This window comes from uncultured Tateyamaria sp. (assembly GCF_947504105.1).
Classification (GTDB): domain Bacteria; phylum Pseudomonadota; class Alphaproteobacteria; order Rhodobacterales; family Rhodobacteraceae; genus Tateyamaria.
In genome coordinates this window covers 96185-120741 of sequence record NZ_CANNGP010000005.1, presented here as the reverse complement: position 1 = coordinate 120741, position 24557 = coordinate 96185, and the positions used below count along the sequence as shown (strand labels likewise).

Sequence of the window (24557 nt, the reverse complement as noted above, 5' to 3'; positions counted from 1 at the left end):
GCAGGAAAAAAAGTTGCATAGCATTCTTGCTTTTCAAAATAGGCTGATGCTCAATACGCCCCAACAAGACTCATAAAGAACAGGGAACACCACCATGGCCATTCTATGGAGAACCTCGGCACTTGCCGGACGACACGCGGAAATCGGCGGCGAGTTGGAAGACTGGAATGGCATGGGCACTGCGTGGTTCTACGACAACACGCCTGAGCGCGCCAAAGCCGATTACGAGGCGATCCGCACCAAGGCTGGCCTGATGGACGTGTCGGGCCTGAAGAAGGTGCATGTGGTGGGCGAGGACGCGGCATATGTCATCGACCGGGTCACGACCCGTAATGTCGAAAAGATCGCGCCGGGTCGGGCCGTTTACGCCTGCATGCTGGATGATCGCGGGCTGTTCGTGGACGACTGCGTGATCTACCACATAGCGGTCAACTCGTGGCTTGTTGTGCATGGCACAGGTATTGGAATGGAGCAGCTGACGACCGTTGCTGCCGCCAAGAACTGTTCCGTGATCATGGATGATGACCTACACGACATGTCGTTGCAGGGTCCGAAGGCGGTCGACATTCTGGCCAAGGACATTCCCGGCATCCGCGATCTGGCCTATTTCGGGATCATGCAGACCCGCCTCTATGGCCGCGACGTGATGATCTCACGCACTGGCTATACTGGCGAGCGCGGCTATGAAATCTTCTGTCGCGCCAAGGATGCGGTGCATATCTGGGACAACGTGTTGGCAGCGGGTGGCGACGACGTGCGCCCAACTCAGTTCTCGACCCTCGATATGCTGCGGATTGAATCGTATCTGCTGTTCTATCCTGGCGACAACTCCGAAACCTTCCCGTTTTCAGACGGCACACCTGCGGGCGACAGCCTGTGGGAACTGGGCTTGGATTTCACCGTCTCCCCCGGCAAGGAGGGCTTCATTGGATCCGAGAACCACTATGCTATGAAGGGCAAAGAGCGGTTTAAAATCTACGGCGTGCAGTTGGAAGGTGGCGCCATGGATCAAATGGAAATGTTTGCACGGGTCCATCACGACGGCAAGGATGTGGGTGTCATCACCTACGGCCTGTCGTCCGAGCTGAACGGTTATTCCGTCGCCATAGCGCGACTTGACCCGTCCGTAGCAACCTCCGGCACCAAACTGACCGTGGTTCAACCGGACGGCACGGAACTCGCCGCGACGGCCGAAGAAATGCCGTTCTATGACAAGGACAAGTCGATCCGCACCGCCAAGGGCTGATTTTTCAAAGGGCGCGAGGAAAGACCCCGCGCCCTTTTCACGTGACGAGGACAGGTATGTCGAAATTCGAATTTCCCCCGTCGATCAAAAGCAGGCCGGTCTATGGCACGCTTGAGGCACGACCGGGCAAAGGGCATCTGATGATTGCGGATGCCGAAGGGGCCGAGGCGATCCTTGGCATCGCAACACCCGATCTGATGGCCAAGACCCACATCATCTATATCCCGCGCGGTGCCGGATTTACCGACCAGTTGCGCGCACTGAACCCCGCGCAGTTTTATGAGGGGCCCACCTATGCCGCGTCGGTGCAGCGCATCCGCCGTGTCTTGCAGGACGCGCATATGGGGTTGCAGGTCTATCTGACCGGCACCGAAGGGTTGATGGGCCAGGCCCAGAACGAGGCGATGCAGGCAGGCATCCCGCACACCGCCATTCAGACCGAACATCGCGGGTCCGTCGCCCGTCGGATGCAGTGCGTGCACTGCAAAGGCATCACCGAAGATGTGGAAACCGACCCGTTTCAATGCAGCCATTGCGGGCTGAACCTGTTTGTCCGTGACCACTATTCCCGTCGGTTGGCCGCCTATCAGGGTGTGTGCATCGACGCCGAGGATCCGGGCAATGTGCCCGCGCCGAAGGGGATTTACGAATGAGTGCCGCCCCGCAGAAAGCCAAGCCCGGCGCCGAAAAGATCGACGTTGTCGTATCGGCGGTGACCCCGATCAATGACCTTGTCACGCGGTTCGAATTCAAGCGGCGCGACGGCGCATTGTTCCCGCCCTTTTCCGGCGGCGCGCATACGGTTGTGACCATGCAGGACGGGGATCGCACCCGCTTGAACCCCTATTCGCTGATGTCGGACCCTGCCGATCTGAATACCTATGCGATTTCCGTGCGTCGTGATGACGAAGGGCGCGGTGGGTCGCTTTTCATGCACCGCAGCGTGTCCGTCGGCGACGAGATGACAATCACCTTCCCGGTGAACCTGTTCTCGCTCGACCTGCGCGCACGCAAGCATGTGTTTTTCGCGGGCGGCATCGGGATCACCCCGTTCATGTCGATGATCGCTCAATTGGAGCGGCAGGGTGGCGCGTGGGAGCTGCACTATGCCTGCCGGACCGAGGCGTTGGGCACCTATGTGGATCAACTGACCTACAAGCATCCCAATAAGGTGCACGTCTATTACGACGATCAAAGCCAGGCGATTGCGCTTGAGGATTTGCTGGATGGCCAACCGCTGGGCACGCATGCCTATGTGTGCGGACCCAAGGGGATGATCAATTGGGTGCATGCCACCGCGTCGGCCGCCGGATGGCCGGATGCCAATGTGCATTCCGAAGAGTTCCTGGCGCCCGAACCCGGTGTGCCCTTCGAGGTACGCCTGTGCCAGTCCGACAAGACGATCACCGTGGGCGAGCATGAAAGCCTGCTGGAAGCCATCGAACGCGCGGGCGTCGAAGCGCCGTTCCTGTGCCGGGGCGGGTCCTGCGGGCAGTGCGAAACGGACGTGGTGGCCCATGACGGGGCATTCGTGCACCGCGACCAATGGCTGGACGACGACCAACACGCCAGCGGACAGAAAATCATGCCCTGTGTGAGCCGCTTTGTCGGCCCCCTTCTGGAATTGGACAGATAAGATGACCATTCAATTCAACGACGAGACGTTCCGCGACGATTATTCGTTCCACAACTCCGATTGGGCGATCAAACGCTTTCCGTTCCCGTTCCATGAAGACAGCTACATGTACGCCGTCAACATGGAGCAGCACCGGGGTGGACCCGCCGGGTCCGTCTATGAAAAGCGGTTTGATGTGGACGAGCACTACGTGGCCGAGATGCGTGACCGGGCGATGGTCTTGGCGGACGATCCGTTGCGCTGCCAGTCGCTACCACACATGACGCTTGCCGGGTGGGACCTGCTGGAGCTGATCATGGTGTCGAAATCCGAGGACTACCCGGATCTGTTCGAACTGTACCGCGATGGCGATCAGTGGCGCTGGGTGAACAAGCCCTTGGGCATCGACGACAGGTTCACGTTTCTTGACGACACGACGCTGCCCTATGGCCCGATGGAATACATCACGCGCCAGACCCAAGGCGATTTCTGTGTGCTGGATCAGCGCGAGGGCAACTTGTGGATGGATGCCGGTATGGTGACGACGCAGGCCGATTGGAGCCTTGATTTCGACATCGGCATGAACTTTTTTGAGTGGCACGCGCCTGTGCCGTTGGCCCACGAAAAGGGTATCTTCGTGCGCGCACTCAAGTTCCTGCTAAACATCCAGCAAGGTGCGCCCGCACGGCGGCTCAATTGGACAATGACAGTCAATCCGCTGCTCGATACCAGCCCCGAAAACTACCACAAGTGGGGCATTCAGAAGACCACACTCACGCCCGAGAACCTTGGCGCAAAGCAGCATCTACGGGTCGAGTTGCAGACCTTTTTCCGTCTTCCGCGGTCCAACGGGCTGGTGTTCCCGATCCGGTGCTACCTGTGCAGCTTTCAGGACCTCATGACGATGCCCAAATGGGGTCGCCGCTTGCACCGTGTTGTGCGCGATCTGCCCGAGGAACTGGCGACGTATAAAGGATTTATAGACAACAGGCCTATGATGCTCGACTACCTGTCGCAGTTTGATGACGGGCAACCTACATCGGCCGGCGTCTGGCCGGATTTCGAGGCTGAACCACCGCTAGCCAAGTGACGTCAAGTGTTTTGCGGGTAGCTGATGACTGATAGGTAACGCGCGGGCAGGGTCACAAGCTTTTCCGGACCGTGCGGGGCGTCGGCATCAAAAAATAACGTGTCACCGGGTTTGAGTGGATAGACATCATCGCCGTGCCGGTAATCCACTTCTCCTTCGAGCATGTAGATCGTTTCGATCCCGCCATGTTGGAATGCAGGAAAAACGTCCGACTCAGCGGTGAGCGTGATCAGGTACGGCTCGACAATCACGCCGGATGCGTTCGATCCGATATGGCCCAGAAGGTTATACTGATGGTTGGCGCGTGTGCCCTCGCGATCGATCGACACGCCTTCACCGGATTTCGTGTGTACGGCCTGCCGACTTTCCTCGAACCGTCGGAAAAAGCTGGTCAAAGGAACGGACAGCGCATTTGCCAGCAATTGCAAAGTTGTCAACGACGGGGATGTGTTGCCATTTTCGATCTTGGACAACATCCCGATGGACAGACCGGTGCTTTGCGCAAGCTCGGCGACCGTGACCTCTTGTTGGCGGCGGAACGCTCGGACCTCGCGACCAATCGCCACCTCCAGAACTTTCTCGCGTTCACCATCGCGTGTGCTGTGCGGATTTTGGGTAAGTTTATTGACCACGTCGGCGTCTATCTTTTCTACGTTCACAACATCCGCTTTCTATGCAGGCCTTTGGCCGGAAACAATTCGGTTCTCGATATATGTTGGTCCAACATAGGATGAAATTTTCCCATGAGAACGTAAAAGTTGACTGAGAGTGAAATAATGCAGATCGGCTTTCTAATCTTTCCGGGCTTTCCCATGGCGTGCTTAACGTCCGTGATCGAACCATTGCGCGCCGCAAACGAGATCGCGGGGCGGCAGGTGTTCGAGTGGTGCCTGATGTCCGAGGGGGGCGACAAAACCGTATCAAGCGCGCGCATCGGCCTTGAGCCGGATATGGCTTTGGCGGACCTGGATCCTATTGACTTGCTCTTTGTTCTGGGTGCGCCCAACAGCCTGTTTGCAAACGCCAATGCGGGCAATGGAGCCTTGCGGCGTCTGGACCGGCATGGTGGTATCCTGGGTGCGATCAGCGGTGGTGTCTTTGTGCTTGCTAGATCCGGCTTGGTTGCCGGACACAAATGTTCGGTTCATTGGTGTTACGAGGCAGCGTTTCGCGGCGAATTCCCCGATATCGATATGACGGATGACGTCATCACCATGGACCGGAGACGATATACGGTGTCGGGCGCAGCCGCTGCCTTTGATCTGGCGCTGCACTTGATCGAAGATCGGTTGGGCGGCGACATTGCGCATGAAGTTGCCTGTTGGTTTCAACATCCGACGGTCCGTGGTGACCGTGTTCAGCAGCGCGTGCCCAGGCGTCCAAGTGCCGTGCCCGACCTTCCCATTCTGGTCGCGCGCGCTGCAACGCTGTTTGCTGAACGGATTGAACAGCCCATTTCGATTGCCGATGTCGCGGGGCATCTCAACGTATCCCCGCGCCAGATCGAACGTGCCTTTAAGAAGGCAACGGGCCAGAGCCCGACCCATTACTACCGCGAGATGCGGATGAAAGCGGCGCGCCAGTTGGTGCTGTATTCCAAGGACACCGTTCTGAGTATCGCGCACGCCGTCGGTTATACCTCTGCGACGCCGTTGATGATCCATTATCGGGATGCGTTCGGCGTATCCCCGCAAGAGGATCGGCAACGGATCAATTCATTTCGCGTGCAGGGCCATGTCCCGCTGCCACCCGCTTAAAGCGCTGATGTCATGGCCGTTGTTATGGCATGATGCAAAGATCCTGCAGACGCGCGGGGGCCAAGAATACGGACCATATGATCTGGCTTCATGCAGATTACGAAACATCCAAGGTGGTGGATCGACGTGCGCGTCGCGTCGCCTGTTTTGAATTGCAGCAGGTTGATGTTGTACAGCAGTTCCAGCACGGCGAATACGCGCGGGCCAGAAAGGTCAAAGCACGCCCATGCATCGGTTTGTTCCGTAACAGATGCAATGCCTTCAAGCTGCGATTTCAAGGTTGCAGCGATATCCTCGTGCGTGGCGAAATCGGCGCTGATCATCCATTGATCCGGGCCCATCCAGACGGCTGAATAGTGATCCGTTTGCCAGGTTTTTCCGGGACTTGGTGCCTGTGCCCCGATCAACGCTTTCAAGTGTTTGGCGCAGGCCTGTTCCCGACCTGCGCGGGCCGCGACCGAGGCGAGCGCCAGGTCCGGGACTTCGGCCAGAGTGGTTTCACCTACCGTGTCGACGCGCGGTGTTGTGCCGCCAAGGGCTGTGATGGGCTTTAGGTCATGCACGAACGCGCGCTCCTTCCGGGTCGACGAAATGGGCCGACACAACTTCAACTGCGACCGAGAGATCGGTGACGGGTGAAACAAGACGTAGTGTTTCGCCGTGCCGGTTGCCGCCATCCTTGAGGAACCCCAACCCGATCATGCAGCCCAGCGTGGGCGAGAAGGCGGCCGAGGTCACATAGCCCTGATCATGCGCGGCATCCACCGGCCCGGCGGCCCGCATCAGATGTCCCCCGGCGGTGATCTTGTCGCTTGTGTTCACCGGACGCAGGCCCACTTGCATCAGGGTGTCCGCCTCGTTCAGGCCGGGCCGTTCGGACAGTTTTGACCCAATGCTGTCCTTGGCTTTGGAGACCATGCGCCCCATGCCAAGGTTCAGCGCAGTTGTGGTGCCGTTGAGCTCATTGCCTGCCGCGTGGCCCTTTTCGATGCGCATCACGCCAAGCGCTTCGGTGCCGTAGGGCGTGACGTCGAACTCCTCGCCCTCAGCCATCAACCTGCGCATGAGCGCGTCGCCGTAGCGTGCTGGGACTGCGATCTCAAACGCCAGTTCGCCCGAAAACGAAATCCGGAAAAGCCGCGCGCGCAAGCCGCTACAGATCGTGATGTTGCCGCAGGCCATGAACGGGAAGCCTTCGTTCGAAATGTCGTAATCGGAGTCCACTATCTTTTGCAGCAGGTGGCGAGAATTGGGGCCTGCGACCGCGTATTGCGCCCAGGCTTCGGTTGTCGAGATCAGTTGCACGTCCGCATCTGGCATCAGGCATTGGCGCACGAATTCCATGTGTTGGTAGGCGCGTGCCGCGTTGGCAGTGGTCGTGGTGACCACGAACTGATCCTCGGCCAAACGGGCCGCCGTGCCGTCATCCATGGCGATCCCGTCCTCGCGCAACATCAATCCATAGCGTGTCTTGCCCACCGCCAGCTTGGCAAAGCCGTTGCAGTAGACCTTGTTCAGGAAGGTAGCCGCGTCGGTGCCCTGCACGTCGATCTTGCCCAGCGTGGTGCAGTCGCACACCCCGACCGAGGCGCGGGTGGCCGTCACCTCGCGGTCAACCGATTGCCGCCAGTGGGTTTCGCCGGGCAGGGGGAACCATTGCGCGCGCAGCCAGTTGCCAACCTCGACAAAAACCGCGCCACGTTCTTCCGCCCAATAGTGTGATGGGGTCAGGCGGGTCGGGTGGAATTCCTTGCCGCGCATCCGACCCGCGAGCACCCCTATGGAGGTAGGTGTGTAGGGCGGGCGGAAGATGGTGGTGCCGACCTCGGGGATCGATTTGCCTGCCAGTTCAGCCATGATGGCGAGCCCACCCATGTTGGACGTCTTGCCTTGGTCCGTGGCCATGCCAAGAGTGGTGTAGCGTTTGAGATGTTCGACAGAGCGGAAGCCTTCCTGATAGCTGAGCTTCACATCTTTCACGGTGACGTCGTTCTGTTGATCAAGCCAGGCACGTGCGCAACCCTCGACATACCAGAACGGCGTTTGCGCAACCGGCGCATCTTCGGCTCGGGGCAGGGCGGGTGCGCGGCCCTTCAGGCCCAATGCCTTGCGTGCTGCATCCGCACCGGATTTGAGGGCGCCATGGGTCGAGAACGCTCCGTTTGCAGCACCCGCGACGCTCATCCCGGGGGGCAGGGTGCCGCCCGGGGCAAATGCGGCGAGGGCGTCATTCCAGGCAGGCCGTCCGCGTTGATGGCAGGTCAGATGGACGTTGGGGTTCCATCCCCCCGATACGCCCAGGGCACCGCATTCAATGGTGCGTGCCGTCCCGTCGGCCAGCCGCACATCGACAAAGGTCAGGCCCAAACGCCCCTTGGTGTCCGTCACATGTGCGCCTTGCAAAACCTCGTAGTCGCGGCTGCGCGGCGCATCGGGGCGGATGTCAATTACGCCAGCAATCTTGACCCCTTTGGCATGCAGATCGCATGCGGTGCGATGGCCGTCATCGTTGTTGGTGAAGATCGCAACGCGCGGCGCAGGTGTTGCGGCCCAGCGGTTGGCGTAGGCGCGCATTGATGCAGCGAGCATGATGCCGGGCCGGTCGTTGTTTTCGAAGGCGATAGAGCGTTCAGTGGCGCCCGCGCAAAGCAGCGTTTGCGCGGCATAGATGCGCCATAGGATTTGGCGAGGTTTGCCCTTGGGTGGAGTGACAAGATGATCACTGATCCGCTCAACTGCGCCGCAGATGCCGTGATCGAAGGCACCGATCACCGTTGTGCGTGGCATCAGGCGCACGTTTGACAGGGCGCTGAGTTCGGCGACGGTCTGCGTGGCCCAGTCAGCCCCGGCCATGTCGGCCACCGCAAACGTCTCGGCATTCAGTCGACCGCCCATGCGAAAATCCTCGTCTGCGAGGATCACGTGTTTGCCTGCTCGGCCTGCGGTGAGCGCGGCACTCAGGCCGGCGGGGCCCGCGCCGATGATCAATAGATCGCAATGGCGGAAGCCTTTGTCGTACTCATCCGGGTCAGCCTGCATCGACAGGGACCCAAGGCCGGCCGCTTTGCGTATGATCGGTTCGTAAATCTTTTCCCAAAACGCGGCAGGCCACATGAAGGTCTTGTAGTAGAACCCTGCCGTCAGGAAATTCGAGAAGCGGTCGTTGATCGCCATGGCGTCGAAGGCCAGACTGGGCCAGCGGTTTTGTGAAGTTGCGGACAGGCCGTCGAACAGTTCCGCGGTCGTGGCCCGGGTATTGGGTTCCTGTCGTGCGCCGCTGCGTAACTCGACAATGGCGTTGGGTTCCTCTGACCCTGCGGTCAGTGGGCCGCGGGGACGGTGGTACTTGAATGATCGCCCCATGAGGCGGACGTTGTTGGCAAGAAGAGCCGACGCGAGCGTATCACCTGGATGGCCTGCGTATCGTTTGCCGTCAAAGGTGAATTCGAGCGCGGTGTTGTGGTCGATCTGACCACCCGAGAGCCTATTTGCCTGGGTCATGCCTTTGCCCCCTGTTACGGGCAAGTTCCACTGCCGTGATTTCATGCGTGGTCGTGTCGCGTGTCACGATCAGGATCGACCGGTCGCCACCCTCATGAAACCATAACTCGCGGTGAGCGCCAGCAGGGTTATCACGCAGATAGGCATAGTCATGCCAATCCTCGGGGGTGGCGGTTTCTGGGTCGGGGCGGTTCATCAGCTCCGCCGCACCAAGATTGACAAATTCGGCACTGTCACGTGGGCCAAGCAAGGGATGGTTGATGATCATATGCGGCCCCTCAGTGCAGGTTGGGCTGATTGCCCATCCCTTTTTCGTCGATCATGTGGCCGGTGCGGAACCGATCGAACCGATAGGCGGTCGCTGTCTCGTGCGGCTCGTCATTGGCCAAAAGGTGGGCAAACGCATAGCCTGAGGCAGGCGTGGCCTTGAACCCGCCGTAGCACCAGCCGCCGTTGAAATAGAGCCCATCGATATGAGTGCGGTCGATGATGGGAGAGCCGTCCATACTCATATCCATGATCCCGCCCCACATGCGCAACAGCCGCGCGCGTCCAATCATGGGCATGATGGCCATGCCGCCCTCGCATACGTCCTCGACCACAGGCAGGTTGCCCCGTTGGGCATATGAGTTGTAACCGTCGATATCCCCGCCAAAGACCAGCCCGCCTTTGTCGGATTGTGAGACATAGAAGTGGCCTGCCCCGAAGGTGATGACACCTGGCAGGACAGGTTTCAGCCCTTCGGACACAAAGGCCTGCAAGACGTGAGATTCGATGGGCAAGCGCATACCTGCCTTGGCCATGAGACGGCTGGAATTGCCTGCCACCGCGCAGCCCACGCAGCCCGCACCAATGAAGCCCTTGGAGGTTTCCACGCCGAAGCATTTGCCGTTTTCGATGCGAAAGCCCGTCACTTCGCAGTTCTGGATGATATCAACGCCGCGGCCGTCAGCAGCGCGGGCATACCCCCATGCAACCGCATCGTGGCGCACGGTGCCACCCCGTCGTTGGGCCAGACCACCCTTGATGGGGAAACGTGCGTCATCAAAATTAAGGAACGGGTATTCCTGCCGGATCTGCGCCTCTGACAACAGCTCGGCATCAGCGCCGTTCAGGATCATCGCGTTCCCGCGTCGGATGAAGGCATCGCGTTGCGCGTCGGAATGGATCAGGTTCATGATGCCGCGCTGGGACACCATGGCGTTGTAGTTCAGGTCCTGTTCCAGTCCTTCCCACAGCTTGAGAGAGAATTCGTAGAAGGGTTCATTTCCGTCCAGCAGGTAGTTTGAACGGATGATCGTGGTGTTGCGCCCGACATTACCACCGCCGATCCAACCCTTTTCGATGACAGCCACACGGCGTTCGCCATAAACCGAGGCAAGGTAATGCGCAGTGGCAAGTCCGTGCCCGCCGCCGCCGATAATGACGATGTCATAGTGCGCCTGCGGTTCAGGATCGCGCCATGCCGGTGTCCAGCCCTTGTGGCCGGTCAGCGCCTCTTTGATCACCTTGAACCCGGAATAACGCATGGAATCGGACCTCCTCACCCACAGGTACGCCGTTTTTTAGATTGAATTGATCCTGAGACCCGACATGGAACCTTTGAAATCGGACATCCAGGGCAATTTTGCTGCCTCTGATGCGATCACAAACACATCTCAGGAAGAAAAAAACTTGCTTGATAGGAAAATAATGCAAGAGTGTTCGTCACCAAGAAATGGCGCATTGTCGGGATTCGAATATCGGACCATGGCGAGAGAACCATTCGTGATGATCAAGCGACGAAACAGTCGCGTACCACTAGGGAGACTATCAATGAACAAGTTTACAACTGCGTTGACGGCGGGTGTGTTGGCGTTCGCGCCAATGACGCTTTTGGCCGAAGACAGCAGCGATCCAATTGTGATCCCGATCCACAACTGGTCCTCGCAAATCGTGATGAGCCACGTTGTCGGTCAGATTTTTGAATCGATGGGCAACAATGTCGAGTTCGTGACCACGGACAGTCAGGCCGTGTATGAATCGGTCCGCTTGGGTGACGTGACGCTGGAGCTGGAAGTGTGGGAAGGCGCGTTCGGTGCATCCTTCCGCGCGGCGTTGGAAAAGGGAGGTCTGCATGATGCGGGCGACCACGACGCGGTGACCCGGGAAGACTGGTGGTATCCGATGTGGACAAAAGAGGCGTGCCCCGGTTTGCCGAGCTGGGAAGCGTTGAACGAGTGCGCAGCCGTGTTCGCAACAGCGGAAACAGGCGACAAGGGTCGTTACCTTGACGGTCCCGTTGACTGGCTTAAGCACGGTCAAGAGCGTGTCGAAGCGCTTGGCATGGACTTTGTCGTTGTAAATGCGGGCTCCGCCGCTGCCCTCTGGGCAGAGATCGGTGCAGCCGAGGCCGACAAGCGCCCTGTCGTGGTGTTCAACTGGACGCCCAACTTTGCCGAAGCCGTTTGGCCAGGTGAGTTCGTCGAGTTCCCCGAGTGGGTCGATGGCTGCGATAAGGACCCCGCCGTGGGCCCCAACAAGGATGCGCTTTACGACTGCGGCAACCCTGCTGACGGTTACCTGAAAAAGGCGGCATGGGATGGCATGAAAGACAAATGGCCAGGTGCCTATGACGTGCTGACCAAGATCTCTTTCACCAACCCGCAGATCGCGGAAATGGCACGGTTGGTCGATGTTGAGGAGATGGAACCGGAAGAAGCCGCCGCAGAGTGGCTCGAAGCAAATCCGGACGTCTGGCAGGGCTGGACCTCTTAAGGTCGCAGAAATCTGTTGAGCAATATCGCCCGTCCGGGGAAACACTCCGGGCGGGCGTTTTAGCCACTGAGGCCCACTCGGTGAGGAGAGAGCATACCATGACCGCCGATACGGTGATTTCCTGCAAAAACGTCTGGAAGATTTTTGGGCCTGACCCCGAGAAGTATCTGAGGTCCATGCCGGCTGACCACAGCTTTGATGACATTCGGGCTGACGGTTACATTGCCGGGGTCAAAGATGTGTCGATTGACGTCTCGCGGGGCGAAATGCTGGTGATCATGGGGTTGTCCGGCTCTGGCAAGTCGACACTCGTACGCTGCTTTTCACGCCTGCACGACATCACGGGTGGGTCGATCGTTGTCGAAGGACAGGACATCATGTCCCTGTCGGAGAAAGAGCTGATCGAGCTGCGCCGCAACAAGATGGGCATGGTGTTTCAATCCTTCGGGCTGCTGCCGCACCGCACGGTACTGGAAAACGTGGCGTTTCCGCTTGAGATGCGCGGGCAGGACAAACACACGCGGCGCGAGCGGGCGCTTGAGGTCGTCAAGCTGGTTGGGCTTGAGGGCCGCGAAGAATACTTTCCCCGAGAGCTGTCAGGAGGGCAGCAGCAGCGCGTCGGCATCGCCCGTAGCCTCGCCATCGAGCCGGATATCTGGTTTCTGGACGAGCCGTTTTCGGCACTTGACCCGCTGATCCGGCGCGAGATGCAGGACGAGTTCCTGCGTCTGCAGGGCTTGCTGGGCAAGACCATTGTATTCATCACCCACGACTTTGACGAAGCGCTGCGTCTGGCCGACCGGATTGCGATCATGAAGGACGGTGCAGTCGAACAGTGCGACACGCCTGACCAGATCGTGCTGAACCCAGCCACCGAATACGTCCGCAAATTCACCGAAGAAATCGACAAGGCCCGCGTGGTTCATGCTGGTGTTCTCGCGCAGGCAAATGCGTCAGGGGAGGGGGAGCCGGTGGATGCCAAGGCGTCCGTACAAGACCTTGCCCGCCTTTTGGTACATGATACCCGCGCCGTTATTCCGGTTGCGACTGGGGGTAGGGTGATCGGCGGCATGGATAGGGCAGCTGCACTGGATATCCTGTTGGAGGCCAGTTGATGGCCGACGTGGCAAACACGCTGAAGGATACTGCACCCGCGATCGGGCATTGGACCCGAGGCAAGCTTGCGCTGGTTCTGGTCGGTCTCGCTATTGCGCTGACCATATTGCACCACCTGGGTCTTTTGCAGGACGTGCTGTTCCGTATCCCAGAGGCGATGGTCCCGCCCTTTGCACTTTGGCTGGATGCAGTCTTCAACTTCATCAAGGACGATCTTGGGCTGCTTGTCTTTACTCGGACGCTGACGGAAGGGCTGGAATGGTTGCTGGACGTGACCGCCAATCTGATGTTCGGGAAACGGCGTTGGCCGTTCCTTGGTCCGATCCCCTGGACCGCCGTTGCAGCTGTGGCAGCTGTTATCGGTTACTACCTGGGGGGCTGGCGCATGGCGGCGCTGGGGGCGGGGACGTTTATCTGGACGGCGCTGATCGGTCAGTGGAAGATCGCCATGGAAACCATGTCGGTCCTCATGGTTGCCGCACCTTTGGCGTTCTTCATCGGCTTGGGCCTTGGTATTCTTGCGTGGAAGTATGCAGTCGTTAACCGCGCCATCAAACCGATCTTGTCGGTTCTACAAACGCTGCCTTTTTTCACCTACCTTCTGCCCGCCGTGATTTTTTTCAAGGTTGGGCCAACAGCGGGCGCGGTGGCTACAACAATCTATGCCATTCCTCCCATGATCCTGATGACAACGCTTGGCTTGCAAAAAGTCCCGTCAGAGGTCGTTGAAGCGGGTAACATGAGCGGCTGCACCAAGTGGCAGCTCTTGCGCCATGTCTATCTGCCCTCGGCCCGGACCGAGATCCTTGTAGGCGTCAACCAGGTCATCATGCTGTGTTTGGCCATGGTTGTTCTGACGGCCTTTATCGGCATGCCTGGGCTTGGGGCCAAACTGCTTGCAATGATGGGCAGTTTTAAATTGGGACGGTCATTCGAGATCGGAGTGACCATCGTGCTCCTGGCGGTCACGCTCGACCGGATGTCGAAGGCGTGGGTGGTCAAGCAACCCGAGCATTTCGAACGCGACACGCCGTGGTGGCGTAAGCATATCACGTTGCTGACCGGCCTCGCCGTATTCGTGTTTTTTTGTATCACCTCCCAATTCGTCGACGTTTTTGCCGAGATTGGACGCAAGCAGAACTTCAGCCAAGGCAAGGAGATCGATACGCTGATCAAGCAATTCCTTGCTCTCGACCCGGTGCAGAACACCACGGGCGCCATTCGCTATGTGCTGAATGTCTGGATCCTGAACCCGTTCCGCGATTTCCTTTTGTCGATCCCGACACCAGCGTTCATCCTCTTCGTCGTTGCCTTTGCGCTTGCCTTGGGCGGCAAGCGGCCTGCCATCTACGGTGCAATATTTTTTAGCCTCGTGGCACTATCCGGTTGGTGGGACCGGTCGGTGATCACACTGTATTCGGTGATTTCCGCGGTGACGCTTGCTTTGTTGATCGGCGTGCCACTTGGTATTGCCGCCGCACGATCGGAGAGGTGGTCGCAGCGCGTGTTGCTGGCTTGTGATACCGCTCAAACTTTCCCAAGTTTTATCTATCTCATCCCGGCGATCATGTTGTTTGGCATCACGGCAACATCTGTTGTCATGTCTATCCTGATCTTTGCGATGGTGCCGCTGACCCGTTACACGATCGAAGGGCTGCGGACCGTACCCCCGGAGATGACAGAAGCGGCTGACATGGCGGGCGCCACCCGGATGCAGAAGCTGTGGAAGGTTCAGTTGCCACTGGCGTTGCCCACCATGGCAGTCGGGTTCAACCAAGCGATCATGTTCGCGTTCTTCATGGTGATCATTGCAGCTTTCATCGGCACTCAGGATTTGGGGCAGGAGTTGCAGCGCACGCTTGCGGGTACCGATCTGGGTAAGAATTTTGTCCTGGGCATTTGTGTTTCGTTGATGGCTCTGACGTTTGACCTGACCATTATGAAGTGGGCGGCGGATCAGAAGAAAGCGCTGGGACTACCGGAATGAATTCAGCGCGTGTCTGAACGGCCGGAGAGAAGTATTGCTCAAGTTCGATGGTTTTGCCCAGTTGGCCCATTGAACCGAAAATGAAGCCGACGCCCACGTATCCGTCCCGCCGACCCGATCTTGCCTATGGTTGCCCCGTGTGGTCGGGGTGAAGAGGCGGCATGATGGATGATGACGTCAATTGGGGACCCACGTGTCAAACATGTCGAAGATCCGGCGGGGCATTGGCTCATGGCGATAGAGACTTCTTCGACAAGATAGGCTTATTACAGACATTTTCTGCTGCGTGTCGTCAGATCAAGGAGATCTGACGCTCGATAGTGGAAATATACGGTTTGGCCGGGGCCGATAAGGCCAGCTTTTAACGCAAAGTTCAAGTTCGTCTGACGTTCCACAATGTGTGTGGAACGTCGCAAGCCTTTGACTCCATACAGCAAATTTTTTTGAATCTGATCAGTGGGTTGCATTATTAAATTCTAATCCAGATTGAAAAACAGCCCTAAGGTGTGCTCACATCAATGCCGGATTTGGGACGTGCTAAACCGATATGTGCAACAAGGGCCAGCGAAGTGATCCGAATTACAATCCCATGTGCGGCCACGGCAACGACACCCAAGGTGCCGATGACTAGTGTCGGTGCCGTCAACATCCCCAGTTCAGCCAGGTTTGTTACCCCTATCGGCAAGCCCCGCCTCAACATCTCCAAGATATGGATGTGCCCACTATGGCGGCCAGATATTTACGGCTGAAGTCATCGATCACGTTCAGGATACGGAACCGGCGACCACGTGACAGACTGTCAGATACGAAGTCCAGCGACCACCGTTGGTTCGGTCCCATAGGGACCGAACCAACGGTATTCTGATGCCCACTGCGCGCTTGCGACCGTCCCGTTTACGAACAGTTAACCCTTTTTCACAGTAGATCCGATACAGTTTCTTCCAGTTCACGCGCCAGCCTTCGCGCTTCAGCAATATGTGCAGGCGGCGATATCCAAAGCGCCACAGCTCGGACGACAACTCATTCAATCGTTCTCGCAGGCCACTGTCCTCAGGGCGTTTAGACACACGTCGATAAACACGCGGATCAATCCCAGCCAATGCGCAGGCGCGCTTTTGATTGTATCGCTTCTCTTTCATGGCCCAGACCGCAGCATTGCGTCGCGATCCAGGCCTCAAAAGTTTTTTCCAGCATTTCCTTGAGTGTGGATACGTCCATCATCTGCTCGGCCAGCAGCTTCTTGAGCTTGGCATTTTCAGCCTAAAGCGCCTTTAGCTTCTTGGCATCCGACACTTCCATGCCGCCATACTTCGAACGCTATTTGTAAAAGGTCGCATCGTTCACACCGTGCTTCCGACACAGTTCTTTCGCGCCAAGCCCCGCCTGATTTCCCTTCAATATCCCGATTATCTGCTCTTCGCTGAAACGGCTTCTCTTCATCGTCTGTCTCCTCAGTTGCAGAACAGGCTAACTCAAAAAAAACCGGACGCTTCAGGGGAGCCGGTCACTACCTCGAAAGCAGACCTTTTGATCACGCTAATGGATAGGCGAGACGACACGCTTCAGATTGCTCTCACAAAAGCACGACCGTGGAGACGAGAGGCGAGGCGAGGTTCCATCCGCGAACCTAGGATTAGGACACGCACGACGAAATAATTTATGAGCGCTCTAGGAGTGGACATTCGGTTCACAGCTGCAATTTGAGAAGTTGCATTGTAGGCATGGAGGCCTGCCTGAGCGCTCACTTTGTCAGTCGGACACTTCGCGAGATGGGGTTTGTGCCAAGGATCGTTTCTGCGATCTACGTGAAGCCTTTCAATAAAGGGCAAAAGAACGATTACAACGACGCAGGGGTGATTGCCGAAGCGGCGCTTCGACCCAAGCCGCAGACGGTGTCCGAGAAGAGTAAGATATTACCATGCGCAAGGGTCTAGGGCCAAGACGGTATAGTCATTTCGCCTGGATTCGAGTCTCAAAATAGGAGTCTCATTTTTAAGGGACATTCACATGAGTCCTCAAGGCCTGCGCGAATTCACATAATCATAATTATGTAATATTTTTAGATATGCTGTATTGTGATAATACTTTTCATATCAGCCAGTTAAGCGCAATATCTTACCTAACCCAAGGCATATCCAGCGCCGCGGACTGTCCGCACTGGATCAGCACCACCAAAGAATGTCAGCGCCTTACGCAGCCGACCGATGTGTACGTCAACAGTTCGTGTATCAACATAGATGTCACGACCCCAAACGCGATCCAGCAGTTGCTCACGACTCCAAACTCGTCCCGGTTTCTCCATAAACGTGCTGAGAAGCCGAAACTCTGTTGGGCCAAGCTTCAACTCATCTCGACCACGCATGACCTTGTGGCTTTCGGAGTCCAGAATGATATCGTCAAACTCAAGTCGCTGACCAACGGTTGCAGGCCTGACACGGCGTAGTTGGCTACGAACGCGTGCCATCAGTTCGATGACAGAATACGGCTTGACCACATAGTCGTCCGCACCTGTTTCAAGGCCACGCACCTTGTCAACTTCCTCGGATCGTGCGGACAGCATAATTACAGGAATACTGCGCGTTTCGGGCTTGATCTTGAGTCGGCGGCAAACCTCAATCCCGGACAGGTTTGGCATCATCCAGTCCAACACGATGATATCAGGCATTTCTTCGTCAACGAGCAAAAGTGCTTCTTCACCGTTCTGAGCGCGGCTCACGGCAAAACCCTCTGCTTCGAGATTGTAGGCAAGCACTTCACGTTGCGCCAGTTCATCTTCAACAACCAGAACACGGGGTTGATCGACGGACATCGTTTCTGTCTCCTACACCTGAACGGATGTTTTATCAGCCTTCTGGCGATTTTCCTCTGGGGTCGACCCAGTGACCAGATAAACGACCTGTTCCGCAATCGATGTCACGTGGTCCCCCATGCGTTCGATGTTCTTTGCAATGAAATGAAGGTGCATACATGCAGTGATATTGCGCGGATCCTCCATCATAAAGGTCAGGAATTCACGGAACAGAGCATTGTACATCTGGTCCACTTCCGCGTCTCGATCAATTACATCCTGAGCCAGTTCGGCGTCACGCGCCACATAGGAGTCCAATGCGTCCTTGAGCATGCGCTCAACCTCTTTGGCCATGCGACGCAGAGCTCCCGCACTGTCGTTCACCGGTGCCATCTGTGACAGAACGCTGGTGCGCTTGCCCATGTTTTTTGCATAGTCTCCAATACGTTCGAGGTTTGCACTCACCTTGATAACGGACAGAAGAAGCCGCAGGTCGATCGCTGTCGGTGCGCGCAGCGCAATCACGCGGGCGGCTTCTTCATTGATCAATTCCTCAAGTTCATCTATGGCCTTGTCGCCCTTGCGAACCTGCTCTGCTCGCTCTTCATCGCGAGTTTCAAGGCTGATGGCGGCCTCCAGGATGGCGTTCTCGACCAGACCGCCCATCTTCATGATCTGCGCCTGGATCGCTTCAAGGTCCCTATCAAAGGCCGATGCGATGTGTTGGTCTTGCATTGATCTGCTCCTTAGCCGATGCGGCCAGTGATGTAGCTTTCGGTGCGTGGGTCGACTGGGTTGGTAAAGATCTGGCCCGTCTCGCCGTATTCCACAAGGTTTCCAAGGTGGAAGAATGCTGTCTTCTGGCTGACCCGTGCGGCTTGCTGCATCGAGTGCGTGACGATCACGACCGAATAGCTTTGGCGCAACTCGTCGATCAGCTCTTCGATCTGCGCCGTCGCGATCGGGTCAAGCGCCGAACATGGTTCGTCCATCAACAACACCTCGGGCTCAGTTGCGACGGCACGGGCAATACAAAGACGCTGCTGCTGACCGCCTGACAGACCGGTGCCAGGTGCATCAAGGCGGTCTTTCACCTCGTCCCATATCGCGCCCCGGCGCAAAGATTTCTCAACAAGTTCATCGAGTTCTGCCTTGTTCTTGGCCAAACCGTGGATGCGCGGACCATAGGCCACGTTATCATAGATCGACTTCGGGAACGGGTTGGGCTTCTGGAAAACCATGCCAACCTTTGCGCGCAGTTGAACTGGATCAACCTTTGAGTCGTAGATGTCCTCGCCATCGATATGAATGTCTCCAGTGACGCGACAAACATCAATTGTGTCGTTCATCCGGTTGATACAACGAAGAAAAGTTGACTTTCCGCAACCCGATGGACCGATGAATGCGGTGACGGTCTTGTCGTCTATTTCGACATCCACGTCCTTGATGGCGTGAGTCTCACCGTAATAGACCTGCACACCTTTGGCCGCGATCTTGACGTCGTTTGTATCCACGTCTCTCTCCAGAATTCTCATGTCGTTCATGGCAGCCCCCTACCAGCGGCGTTCGAACCGGCGCCGCAAGATGACAGCGATGGTGTTCATGGTGATCAGGAACAGCAACAGAACGATGATGCCGCCCCAAGCCTTTTCCGTAAAGACCGCGTCGGAACGGGCGGCCCAGTTATAGATCTGTGCGGGCACAGCTGAATTCGGCTCGATGAACCCTTCAACAAACGTGTCGGGGTAACGCGCGACGAAGCCCACCATACCAATCAGCAGCAGCGGTGCAGTTTCACCGAGCGCCTGCGCCAGACCAATAATCGTACCGGTCAGGATGCCCGGTGCAGCCAGTGGCAAGACGTGATGGAAAACCGCCTGCATCTTCGAGGCCCCTACCCCGAGCGCGGCATCTCTGATTGACGGCGGCACTGCCTTGAGCGATGCGCGTGTCGAAATGATGATCGTCGGCAGAGTCATCAGTGTCAGTACCAATCCGCCAACCAGCGGAGCCGATTGTGGCAGATGTGCGAACTGAATGAACACGGCCAGACCAAGAATACCAAACACGATGGATGGTACGGCAGCCAGGTTCGAGATGTTGACCTCGATAAAATCGGTAAACCGGTTCTTGGGAGCAAACTCTTCAAGATAAATGGAGGCCCCCACCCCGATCGGCAGACTGAGTACGAGAACAACGAGCATCATGAAGAATGAGCCCAGTACGGACGCACCGATACCCGCCCCGCCAGGGTTGTCGACGCCGGTGTCGACGCCTGTAAAGAAGTTCCAATTGAACACCTGTTTTATCAACTTGGCTTCACGCATGGCGTCGATCAAATCGAAATCCTCGGGCATGAAGAAGCGGTTTCCGCCTTGCAAATCTTCGCGTTCGAATGTCCCTTTCAGGTAGCGATCCACGCGAGATGCGGCCGCAAGTTCGAATGAGACAGGCGCGCCCAGTTGATCCTCATTGGCACGATAAAATGCACGCAGATCGCCACCCACCTTGCCCAGAAGTCGTTCGATGGATTTCTCATCAAACTCGATCTCGACGCCCTCGCTCTCCAATGTGTCGGTAAGGGAAGTAACGAAGTAATCGGTGTAAATACCGGTTTTCAATAGTGCTTCTTCGGCAGTGTTGTACTGTTCTAGCGTCAGGGTGAACGGCACTTCTACAACCGCCTGACGGAACGCAGGCAGGCCCGAACTCAGAATCGCGGCAAGCAGCGCAACAAGAAAGAACATGCCGGTACAGATTGCACCGATGCCATAGGCGCGGAACCGACGCTCAGACGCGTTTCGTTTTTTGGTGCGCGCGTCTTCGTGTACAAGCGACTTGATTGGGCGCGCCGCCTCGGGTGGTGTCATGGCTGCGTCAGTCATTACTCATACTGCTCCCGATATTTACGCACGATGTAGAGGGCAAAGACATTGAGCCCGAGCGTCATGATGAAAAGGGTCATGCCAAGGGCGAAAGCAACGAGGGCTTCGGGCGATGCAAAGTCGCTGTCGCCCGTCAGCTGTGACACGATCTTGGCCGTCACGGTTGTCATGGCTTCGAAAGGGTTGAGGCTGAGGCGGGCTGCGGCCCCTGCCCCAAGTACGACGATCATAGTCTCACCGATGGCGCGGCTGGCTGCCAACAAGATTGCGCCGACAATACCGGGCAAGGCTGCAGGCAGCACGACCTGCTTGATGGTCTCAGACTTGGTCGCGCCCAGCCCGTACGACCCGTCACGCATGGCTTGCGGGACCGCGTTGATGATGTCGTCCGACAACGAGCTGACAAAGGGGATCAGCATGATGCCCATGGCCAGGCCGGCGGTCAGCACGGCGCGTTGCCCCTGCATCCACCCCAACCCATTGTCGCCGAAGACGGACAAAAGGATCGGGCCAATCGTCAACAAGGCAAAGAGGCCGTAGACGATTGTCGGGATACCGGCGAGGATCTCAAGCATCGGCTTGGCGATACTACGCATCTTGGGGCCCGCGTATTCCGACAGATAAATCGCCGCGAACAAACCGACCGGTACAGCGACCAAAAGCGCCACAAGCGAAATGTAAAGCGTGCCCCAAAGCAGCGGAATGATACCAAGGCTCGATGCGCCACCCCGACCCGAAAAACTGGGTGCCCACTGAAGCAAGAAGAAGAATTCGGATGCTGGGTAAAGTCGGAAAAATTCGATCGTGTTAAAGATAAGCGACAGAACGATACCGATTGTGGTGAGGATGGCGACTGATGCGGCCGCGATTAAAAGGGCCAAGACGCCTTGTTCGACCGTGTTGCGCGCCCGGAAAGACTTGGCGCTTTCCATTGTGCCCCAAACGGCTCCGGCCACTGCGACAATCAAAACCGCGATGGTCATCAACATATTCGATGTCTGGCTCAACGCGCGATAGGCTTGCGCGGCGTGTAGTACAGTTTGCGTGATCTGGCTGGTCACAACTTGACCTGCATCTCGCAGTCGCTGCGTGAGATCGGTAAGATCGCTTTGGCTATTCCGGGCCATTCCGTCGTCAAGCAACCCTGCATCAACCGCATTTTGAAGCCCATCCGCAGTGCGGCGCACTTCGGACATCACAAGGCCGATATTCGCCCCTCCCGCTATTTCGCTTTCAGGTATCATCTGTTCGACGCGGTTGTCGATGAACAGAGGTTGGACGAGCAACCAGAGCAGCATCAATCCAAATGCGGGAACGACAGACTTCATAAATGCGTTGGAGCCATAGTAGATCGGCAGCGAATGCAGATTGCGGCTGTCACCGTCAGCGCTGGCAAGTGCACGTCGGCGCCCCGTGAAGAACCCAAGCGCCGAGATCGCTAAGACGATCAGCGTGAGCCAGATAACAGGCATATGTCCCCCAAAAACGAAAGCCGCGCGCTGGCGGTCTTGTTAGTAGAAACCGGGCGGCGGTCTGTCGCCGCCCGGCCTGATTGTCATGGCAGTCGGTCAGACTACGAGTTGCTGCCCATGGTTTCTTCGTCTGCGATCATTTGCTGTGTGTCAGCCAACTCTGGATCGGACACCAGCCCGTAAGCCGCCAGCGGACCATCGGGGCCAGCAACCTCGTTAGACACGAAGAACTGAGCGTACTCTTTGAGACCGGGGATCACGCCGATGTGGGCTTTCTTGATGTAAAAGTACAGCGGACGCGACACGGGGTATTCACCCTTGGCGATCGTCTCAGTCGTGGGTTGAACACCTGACATTGTAGCCACTTTCAGCTTGTCCGTGTTGTTTTCATAGAACGCCAGACCAAACACGCCGATTGCATTTGTGTTGGCGTCGATCGAAGCCAGTGTTTCGGTGTAGTCGCCATCGATGTCGACCGAACGACCATCGGTGCGCACGCTCAGGCAGGCATCCTCTGCATCGTCTTCAGACATACCACCAGCGATCATGGCCTCCATGGCGCCTGTCGCTTCGCAGCCAGCGGCGATCACTTTTTCTTCGAACACTTCACGTGTGCCGTGCTTGGTGCCGGGGATGAAGGCCAGAATGTCAGCTGCGGGCAGTTCGGCGTTGAAATCGGACCATTGCGTGTGCGGATTGTCGACCAGAACACCGTCAACCATGACCTTGGGGGCCAGAGCGTTAAAGATATCGGACGGAGTGAAGGCAGTGTATTCAGGACCTTGGATTTGCGACGCAAAAACGATGCCGTCATAACCGATGCGAACTTCGATGATGTCGCTCACACCGTTGTCGGCACACGCCTTGATTTCCTTGTCGCGGATCGCACGTGAAGCATTCGCAACATCGGTGTGTTCAGTGCCGACACCCTGGCAGAAGCGCTTGAGGCCAGCCGAGGACCCACCCGATTCCACAACTGGCGTCGGAAAGTCGAAGTTTTCACCAAAAGCTTCGGCAACAATCGATGCGTAAGGCAGAACGGTGGACGAACCGGCAACCTGAACCTGGTCACGCGCCACAGCAGCGGTTGCCGCCATCGCGGAAAGGGCCAGCGCCGATGTGGTGAGTTTCACAAAGGACATGAATGTCTCCTGTCTGAGCATTTTCTTTATGATCCCCCCCATGAGGATCTTGGCGCCCGTCTAGGCACCGCTCGCAATCCTTTTGTGACAAAGGCGTAACAGTTTTATGACAGTGAGCGGTTTGTCGCGGCGTCACCCGAAATTTTTCTGAATGGGTAGGATGACTGTAAACGATGCGCCCTCACCAAGCGTGCTTTCTACACGCAAGCGACCCCGGTGACGGTTGACGATGTGCTTGACGATGGCAAGGCCAAGTCCGGTGCCTCCAAGCGCGCGGCTCCGGTGATCGTCTGCACGATAGAAGCGTTCGGTAATGCGCGGTAAATGCACAGGATCAATGCCCGGACCATAGTCCACGATCTGGACCCGTACGCCGGGCGCGCGCAAGGCAGGCTCGCGGGCGCTGGTGGTCATGCGAATGCTGATACGACCACCCGATCCACCATACTTGATCGCGTTTTCCGTCAGATTGGTGAAGACCTGCTTCAACTGGTCCGGGTCTCCGATCAGGTGCACAGTCTCACCTTCGAACTCACGCTCGAATGTCACGCCAGCTTCGTCAGCCAGAGACCGCAGCGTCCGCAGCGTCGAATCCAACACATCGTTCAGAACGACGGCTTCTGTCGGACGCACGCGCTCATCGCCCTCGACGCGGTTCAGTGACATCAAGTCTCCGACCAGCCGGTTCATTCTCTCGGCCTCATCCTGCATGATGTTCAAGAAGCGTTCAGCGGCCGCCGGGTCATTGCGTGCAGGTCCGCGAAGCGTTTCGATGAAACCCATGAGCGCGGTCAACGGTGTGCGCAATTCGTGGCTGACATTAGCGACGAAGTCACGACGCATTTGGCTGGTCTGCTCGACATGCGTGACGTCTTCGAAGACCAGTAGCGCCACACCGCTGCTATTGCGACCCAAACCGGCCACAGCGCGCACGCTCACGCTGAAGGTCGTGTCCTGCGCACCATCATTGCCCAGATAGTGAGTCTTTCGCGGCTTGCCGTCCTGCATTGTAGCTTCGATAGCATCCAGCAATGCAGGCTGTCGCAGCATCGTGACATAGTTCCGGTCCAGCGCCTGTTGGCCAATTAAAGTCAGTGCCTCGGCGTTGGCTGCCATGATACGTTCCGACGCGTCGATGGCCAGCGTTGGCAAAGGAAAGGCGGCAAGCAAAGCGCCAAGCACATCGTCACCCATCGCCTAC

21 protein-coding genes and 2 pseudogenes are annotated in these 24557 nt (G+C 57.3%); 9 read left to right on the top strand and 14 right to left on the bottom strand.

Features of this window, described 5'->3' with window-relative positions; all coding sequences use genetic code 11:
* Window positions 1-94: 94 nt before the first annotated feature.
* From Q1A75_RS05250 to Q1A75_RS05235, 4 genes are read left to right on the top strand one after another with little or no spacing between them, the layout of a single operon-like run.
* Window positions 95-1246 carry an aminomethyltransferase family protein gene (locus Q1A75_RS05250; protein WP_299554393.1) on the top strand — a complete coding sequence of 384 codons (1152 nt, stop codon included), beginning with the start codon at window positions 95-97 and terminating at the stop codon, window positions 1244-1246.
* Between the two features lie 56 nt (window positions 1247-1302).
* Window positions 1303-1899, top strand: a complete 597-nt coding sequence (gene dmmA, locus Q1A75_RS05245) for a dimethylamine monooxygenase subunit DmmA (protein ID WP_299554390.1) — start codon at window positions 1303-1305, stop codon at window positions 1897-1899.
* A complete protein-coding gene (locus Q1A75_RS05240) occupies window positions 1896-2882 on the top strand; it encodes a PDR/VanB family oxidoreductase (RefSeq protein ID WP_299554387.1) in 987 nt (328 codons plus the stop codon). Before dmmA ends, Q1A75_RS05240 begins: the two co-directional genes overlap by 4 nt.
* A gap of 1 nt (window position 2883) precedes the next feature.
* Window positions 2884-3951 carry a DUF3445 domain-containing protein gene (locus Q1A75_RS05235; protein ID WP_299554384.1) on the top strand — a complete coding sequence of 356 codons (1068 nt, stop codon included), beginning with the start codon at window positions 2884-2886 and terminating at the stop codon, window positions 3949-3951.
* A gap of 2 nt (window positions 3952-3953) precedes the next feature.
* Here the strand turns inward: Q1A75_RS05235 and Q1A75_RS05230 are convergent, their stop codons facing one another.
* Window positions 3954-4583: a helix-turn-helix domain-containing protein gene (locus tag Q1A75_RS05230; protein ID WP_299591896.1), complete on the bottom strand. Its 630-nt coding sequence runs from the start codon at window positions 4581-4583 to the stop codon at window positions 3954-3956.
* 144 nt (window positions 4584-4727) lie between these two features.
* Here Q1A75_RS05230 and Q1A75_RS05225 point away from each other — a divergent pair, with 144 nt between their 5' ends.
* The gene (locus Q1A75_RS05225; RefSeq protein WP_299554379.1) at window positions 4728-5708 is read left to right on the top strand and encodes a GlxA family transcriptional regulator; all 981 of its coding nucleotides are present in this window, start codon (window positions 4728-4730) and stop codon (window positions 5706-5708) included.
* Here Q1A75_RS05225 and Q1A75_RS05220 read toward each other — a convergent pair.
* The 4 genes from Q1A75_RS05220 to Q1A75_RS05205 are packed head-to-tail and all read right to left on the bottom strand — an operon-like array spanning window position 5705 to window position 10738.
* Complete coding sequence (locus tag Q1A75_RS05220) at window positions 5705-6271, bottom strand: sarcosine oxidase subunit gamma (RefSeq protein ID WP_299554376.1); 567 nt, start codon at window positions 6269-6271, stop codon at window positions 5705-5707. The genes Q1A75_RS05225 and Q1A75_RS05220 overlap by 4 nt on opposite strands.
* On the bottom strand, window positions 6264-9209 hold the full coding sequence (locus Q1A75_RS05215; RefSeq protein ID WP_299554373.1) for a sarcosine oxidase subunit alpha family protein: 2946 nt from the start codon (window positions 9207-9209) through the stop codon (window positions 6264-6266). The genes Q1A75_RS05220 and Q1A75_RS05215 overlap by 8 nt, the downstream gene beginning before the upstream one ends.
* Window positions 9193-9477, bottom strand: coding sequence for a sarcosine oxidase subunit delta (locus Q1A75_RS05210; protein WP_299554370.1), 285 nt, complete (start codon window positions 9475-9477; stop codon window positions 9193-9195). The genes Q1A75_RS05215 and Q1A75_RS05210 overlap by 17 nt, the downstream gene beginning before the upstream one ends.
* 10 nt (window positions 9478-9487) lie before the next feature.
* Window positions 9488-10738, bottom strand: coding sequence for a sarcosine oxidase subunit beta family protein (locus Q1A75_RS05205; RefSeq protein WP_299554367.1), 1251 nt, complete (start codon window positions 10736-10738; stop codon window positions 9488-9490).
* 286 nt (window positions 10739-11024) lie between these two features.
* On the opposite strand from Q1A75_RS05205, the gene Q1A75_RS05200 reads away from it, so the two are divergent.
* The 3 genes from Q1A75_RS05200 (at window position 11025) to Q1A75_RS05190 (ending at window position 15069) form a co-directional block, all read left to right on the top strand.
* The gene (locus tag Q1A75_RS05200; protein WP_299554365.1) at window positions 11025-11966 is read left to right on the top strand and encodes an ABC transporter substrate-binding protein; all 942 of its coding nucleotides are present in this window, start codon (window positions 11025-11027) and stop codon (window positions 11964-11966) included.
* Between the two features lie 98 nt (window positions 11967-12064).
* Window positions 12065-13081, top strand: coding sequence for a glycine betaine/L-proline ABC transporter ATP-binding protein (locus tag Q1A75_RS05195; RefSeq protein WP_299591894.1), 1017 nt, complete (start codon window positions 12065-12067; stop codon window positions 13079-13081).
* Window positions 13081-15069: an ABC transporter permease subunit gene (locus Q1A75_RS05190; RefSeq protein ID WP_299591892.1), complete on the top strand. Its 1989-nt coding sequence runs from the start codon at window positions 13081-13083 to the stop codon at window positions 15067-15069. Before Q1A75_RS05195 ends, Q1A75_RS05190 begins: the two co-directional genes overlap by 1 nt.
* A 499-nt stretch (window positions 15070-15568) precedes the next feature.
* Here the strand turns inward: Q1A75_RS05190 and Q1A75_RS05185 are convergent, their stop codons facing one another.
* Window positions 15569-15769 carry an MATE family efflux transporter gene (locus tag Q1A75_RS05185; protein WP_299591890.1) on the bottom strand — a complete coding sequence of 67 codons (201 nt, stop codon included), beginning with the start codon at window positions 15767-15769 and terminating at the stop codon, window positions 15569-15571.
* A 5-nt stretch (window positions 15770-15774) separates the two neighbouring features.
* Window positions 15775-16509 (bottom strand): annotated as a pseudogene (locus tag Q1A75_RS05180) (transposase); the annotation flags it as partial.
* A gap of 269 nt (window positions 16510-16778) precedes the next feature.
* Between Q1A75_RS05180 and Q1A75_RS05175 the strand changes: the two are divergent.
* A pseudogene (locus Q1A75_RS05175) lies at window positions 16779-16976 on the top strand (IS110 family transposase); the annotation flags it as partial.
* A 212-nt stretch (window positions 16977-17188) separates the two neighbouring features.
* Here the strand turns inward: Q1A75_RS05175 and phoB are convergent.
* The 7 genes from phoB to Q1A75_RS05140 all read right to left on the bottom strand — a co-directional run bounded on the left by phoB (window position 17189) and on the right by Q1A75_RS05140 (window position 24550).
* Window positions 17189-17878: a phosphate regulon transcriptional regulator PhoB gene (phoB, locus tag Q1A75_RS05170; protein WP_299591888.1), complete on the bottom strand. Its 690-nt coding sequence runs from the start codon at window positions 17876-17878 to the stop codon at window positions 17189-17191.
* Between the two features lie 12 nt (window positions 17879-17890).
* Window positions 17891-18592, bottom strand: a complete 702-nt coding sequence (phoU, locus tag Q1A75_RS05165; protein ID WP_299591886.1) for a phosphate signaling complex protein PhoU — start codon at window positions 18590-18592, stop codon at window positions 17891-17893.
* A gap of 11 nt (window positions 18593-18603) precedes the next feature.
* A complete protein-coding gene (pstB, locus tag Q1A75_RS05160) occupies window positions 18604-19401 on the bottom strand; it encodes a phosphate ABC transporter ATP-binding protein PstB (protein WP_299591884.1) in 798 nt (265 codons plus the stop codon).
* Between the two features lie 9 nt (window positions 19402-19410).
* A complete protein-coding gene (gene pstA, locus Q1A75_RS05155) occupies window positions 19411-20742 on the bottom strand; it encodes a phosphate ABC transporter permease PstA (protein WP_299591882.1) in 1332 nt (443 codons plus the stop codon).
* Window positions 20742-22214 (bottom strand): phosphate ABC transporter permease subunit PstC, encoded by a 1473-nt coding sequence (gene pstC, locus Q1A75_RS05150; RefSeq protein WP_299591880.1) that lies wholly within the window; start codon window positions 22212-22214, stop codon window positions 20742-20744. The genes pstA and pstC overlap by 1 nt, the downstream gene beginning before the upstream one ends.
* A 101-nt stretch (window positions 22215-22315) precedes the next feature.
* The gene (locus Q1A75_RS05145; protein ID WP_299591878.1) at window positions 22316-23356 is read right to left on the bottom strand and encodes a substrate-binding domain-containing protein; all 1041 of its coding nucleotides are present in this window, start codon (window positions 23354-23356) and stop codon (window positions 22316-22318) included.
* A gap of 132 nt (window positions 23357-23488) precedes the next feature.
* A complete protein-coding gene (locus Q1A75_RS05140) occupies window positions 23489-24550 on the bottom strand; it encodes an ATP-binding protein (RefSeq protein WP_299591876.1) in 1062 nt (353 codons plus the stop codon).
* Window positions 24551-24557 lie beyond the last annotated feature (7 nt).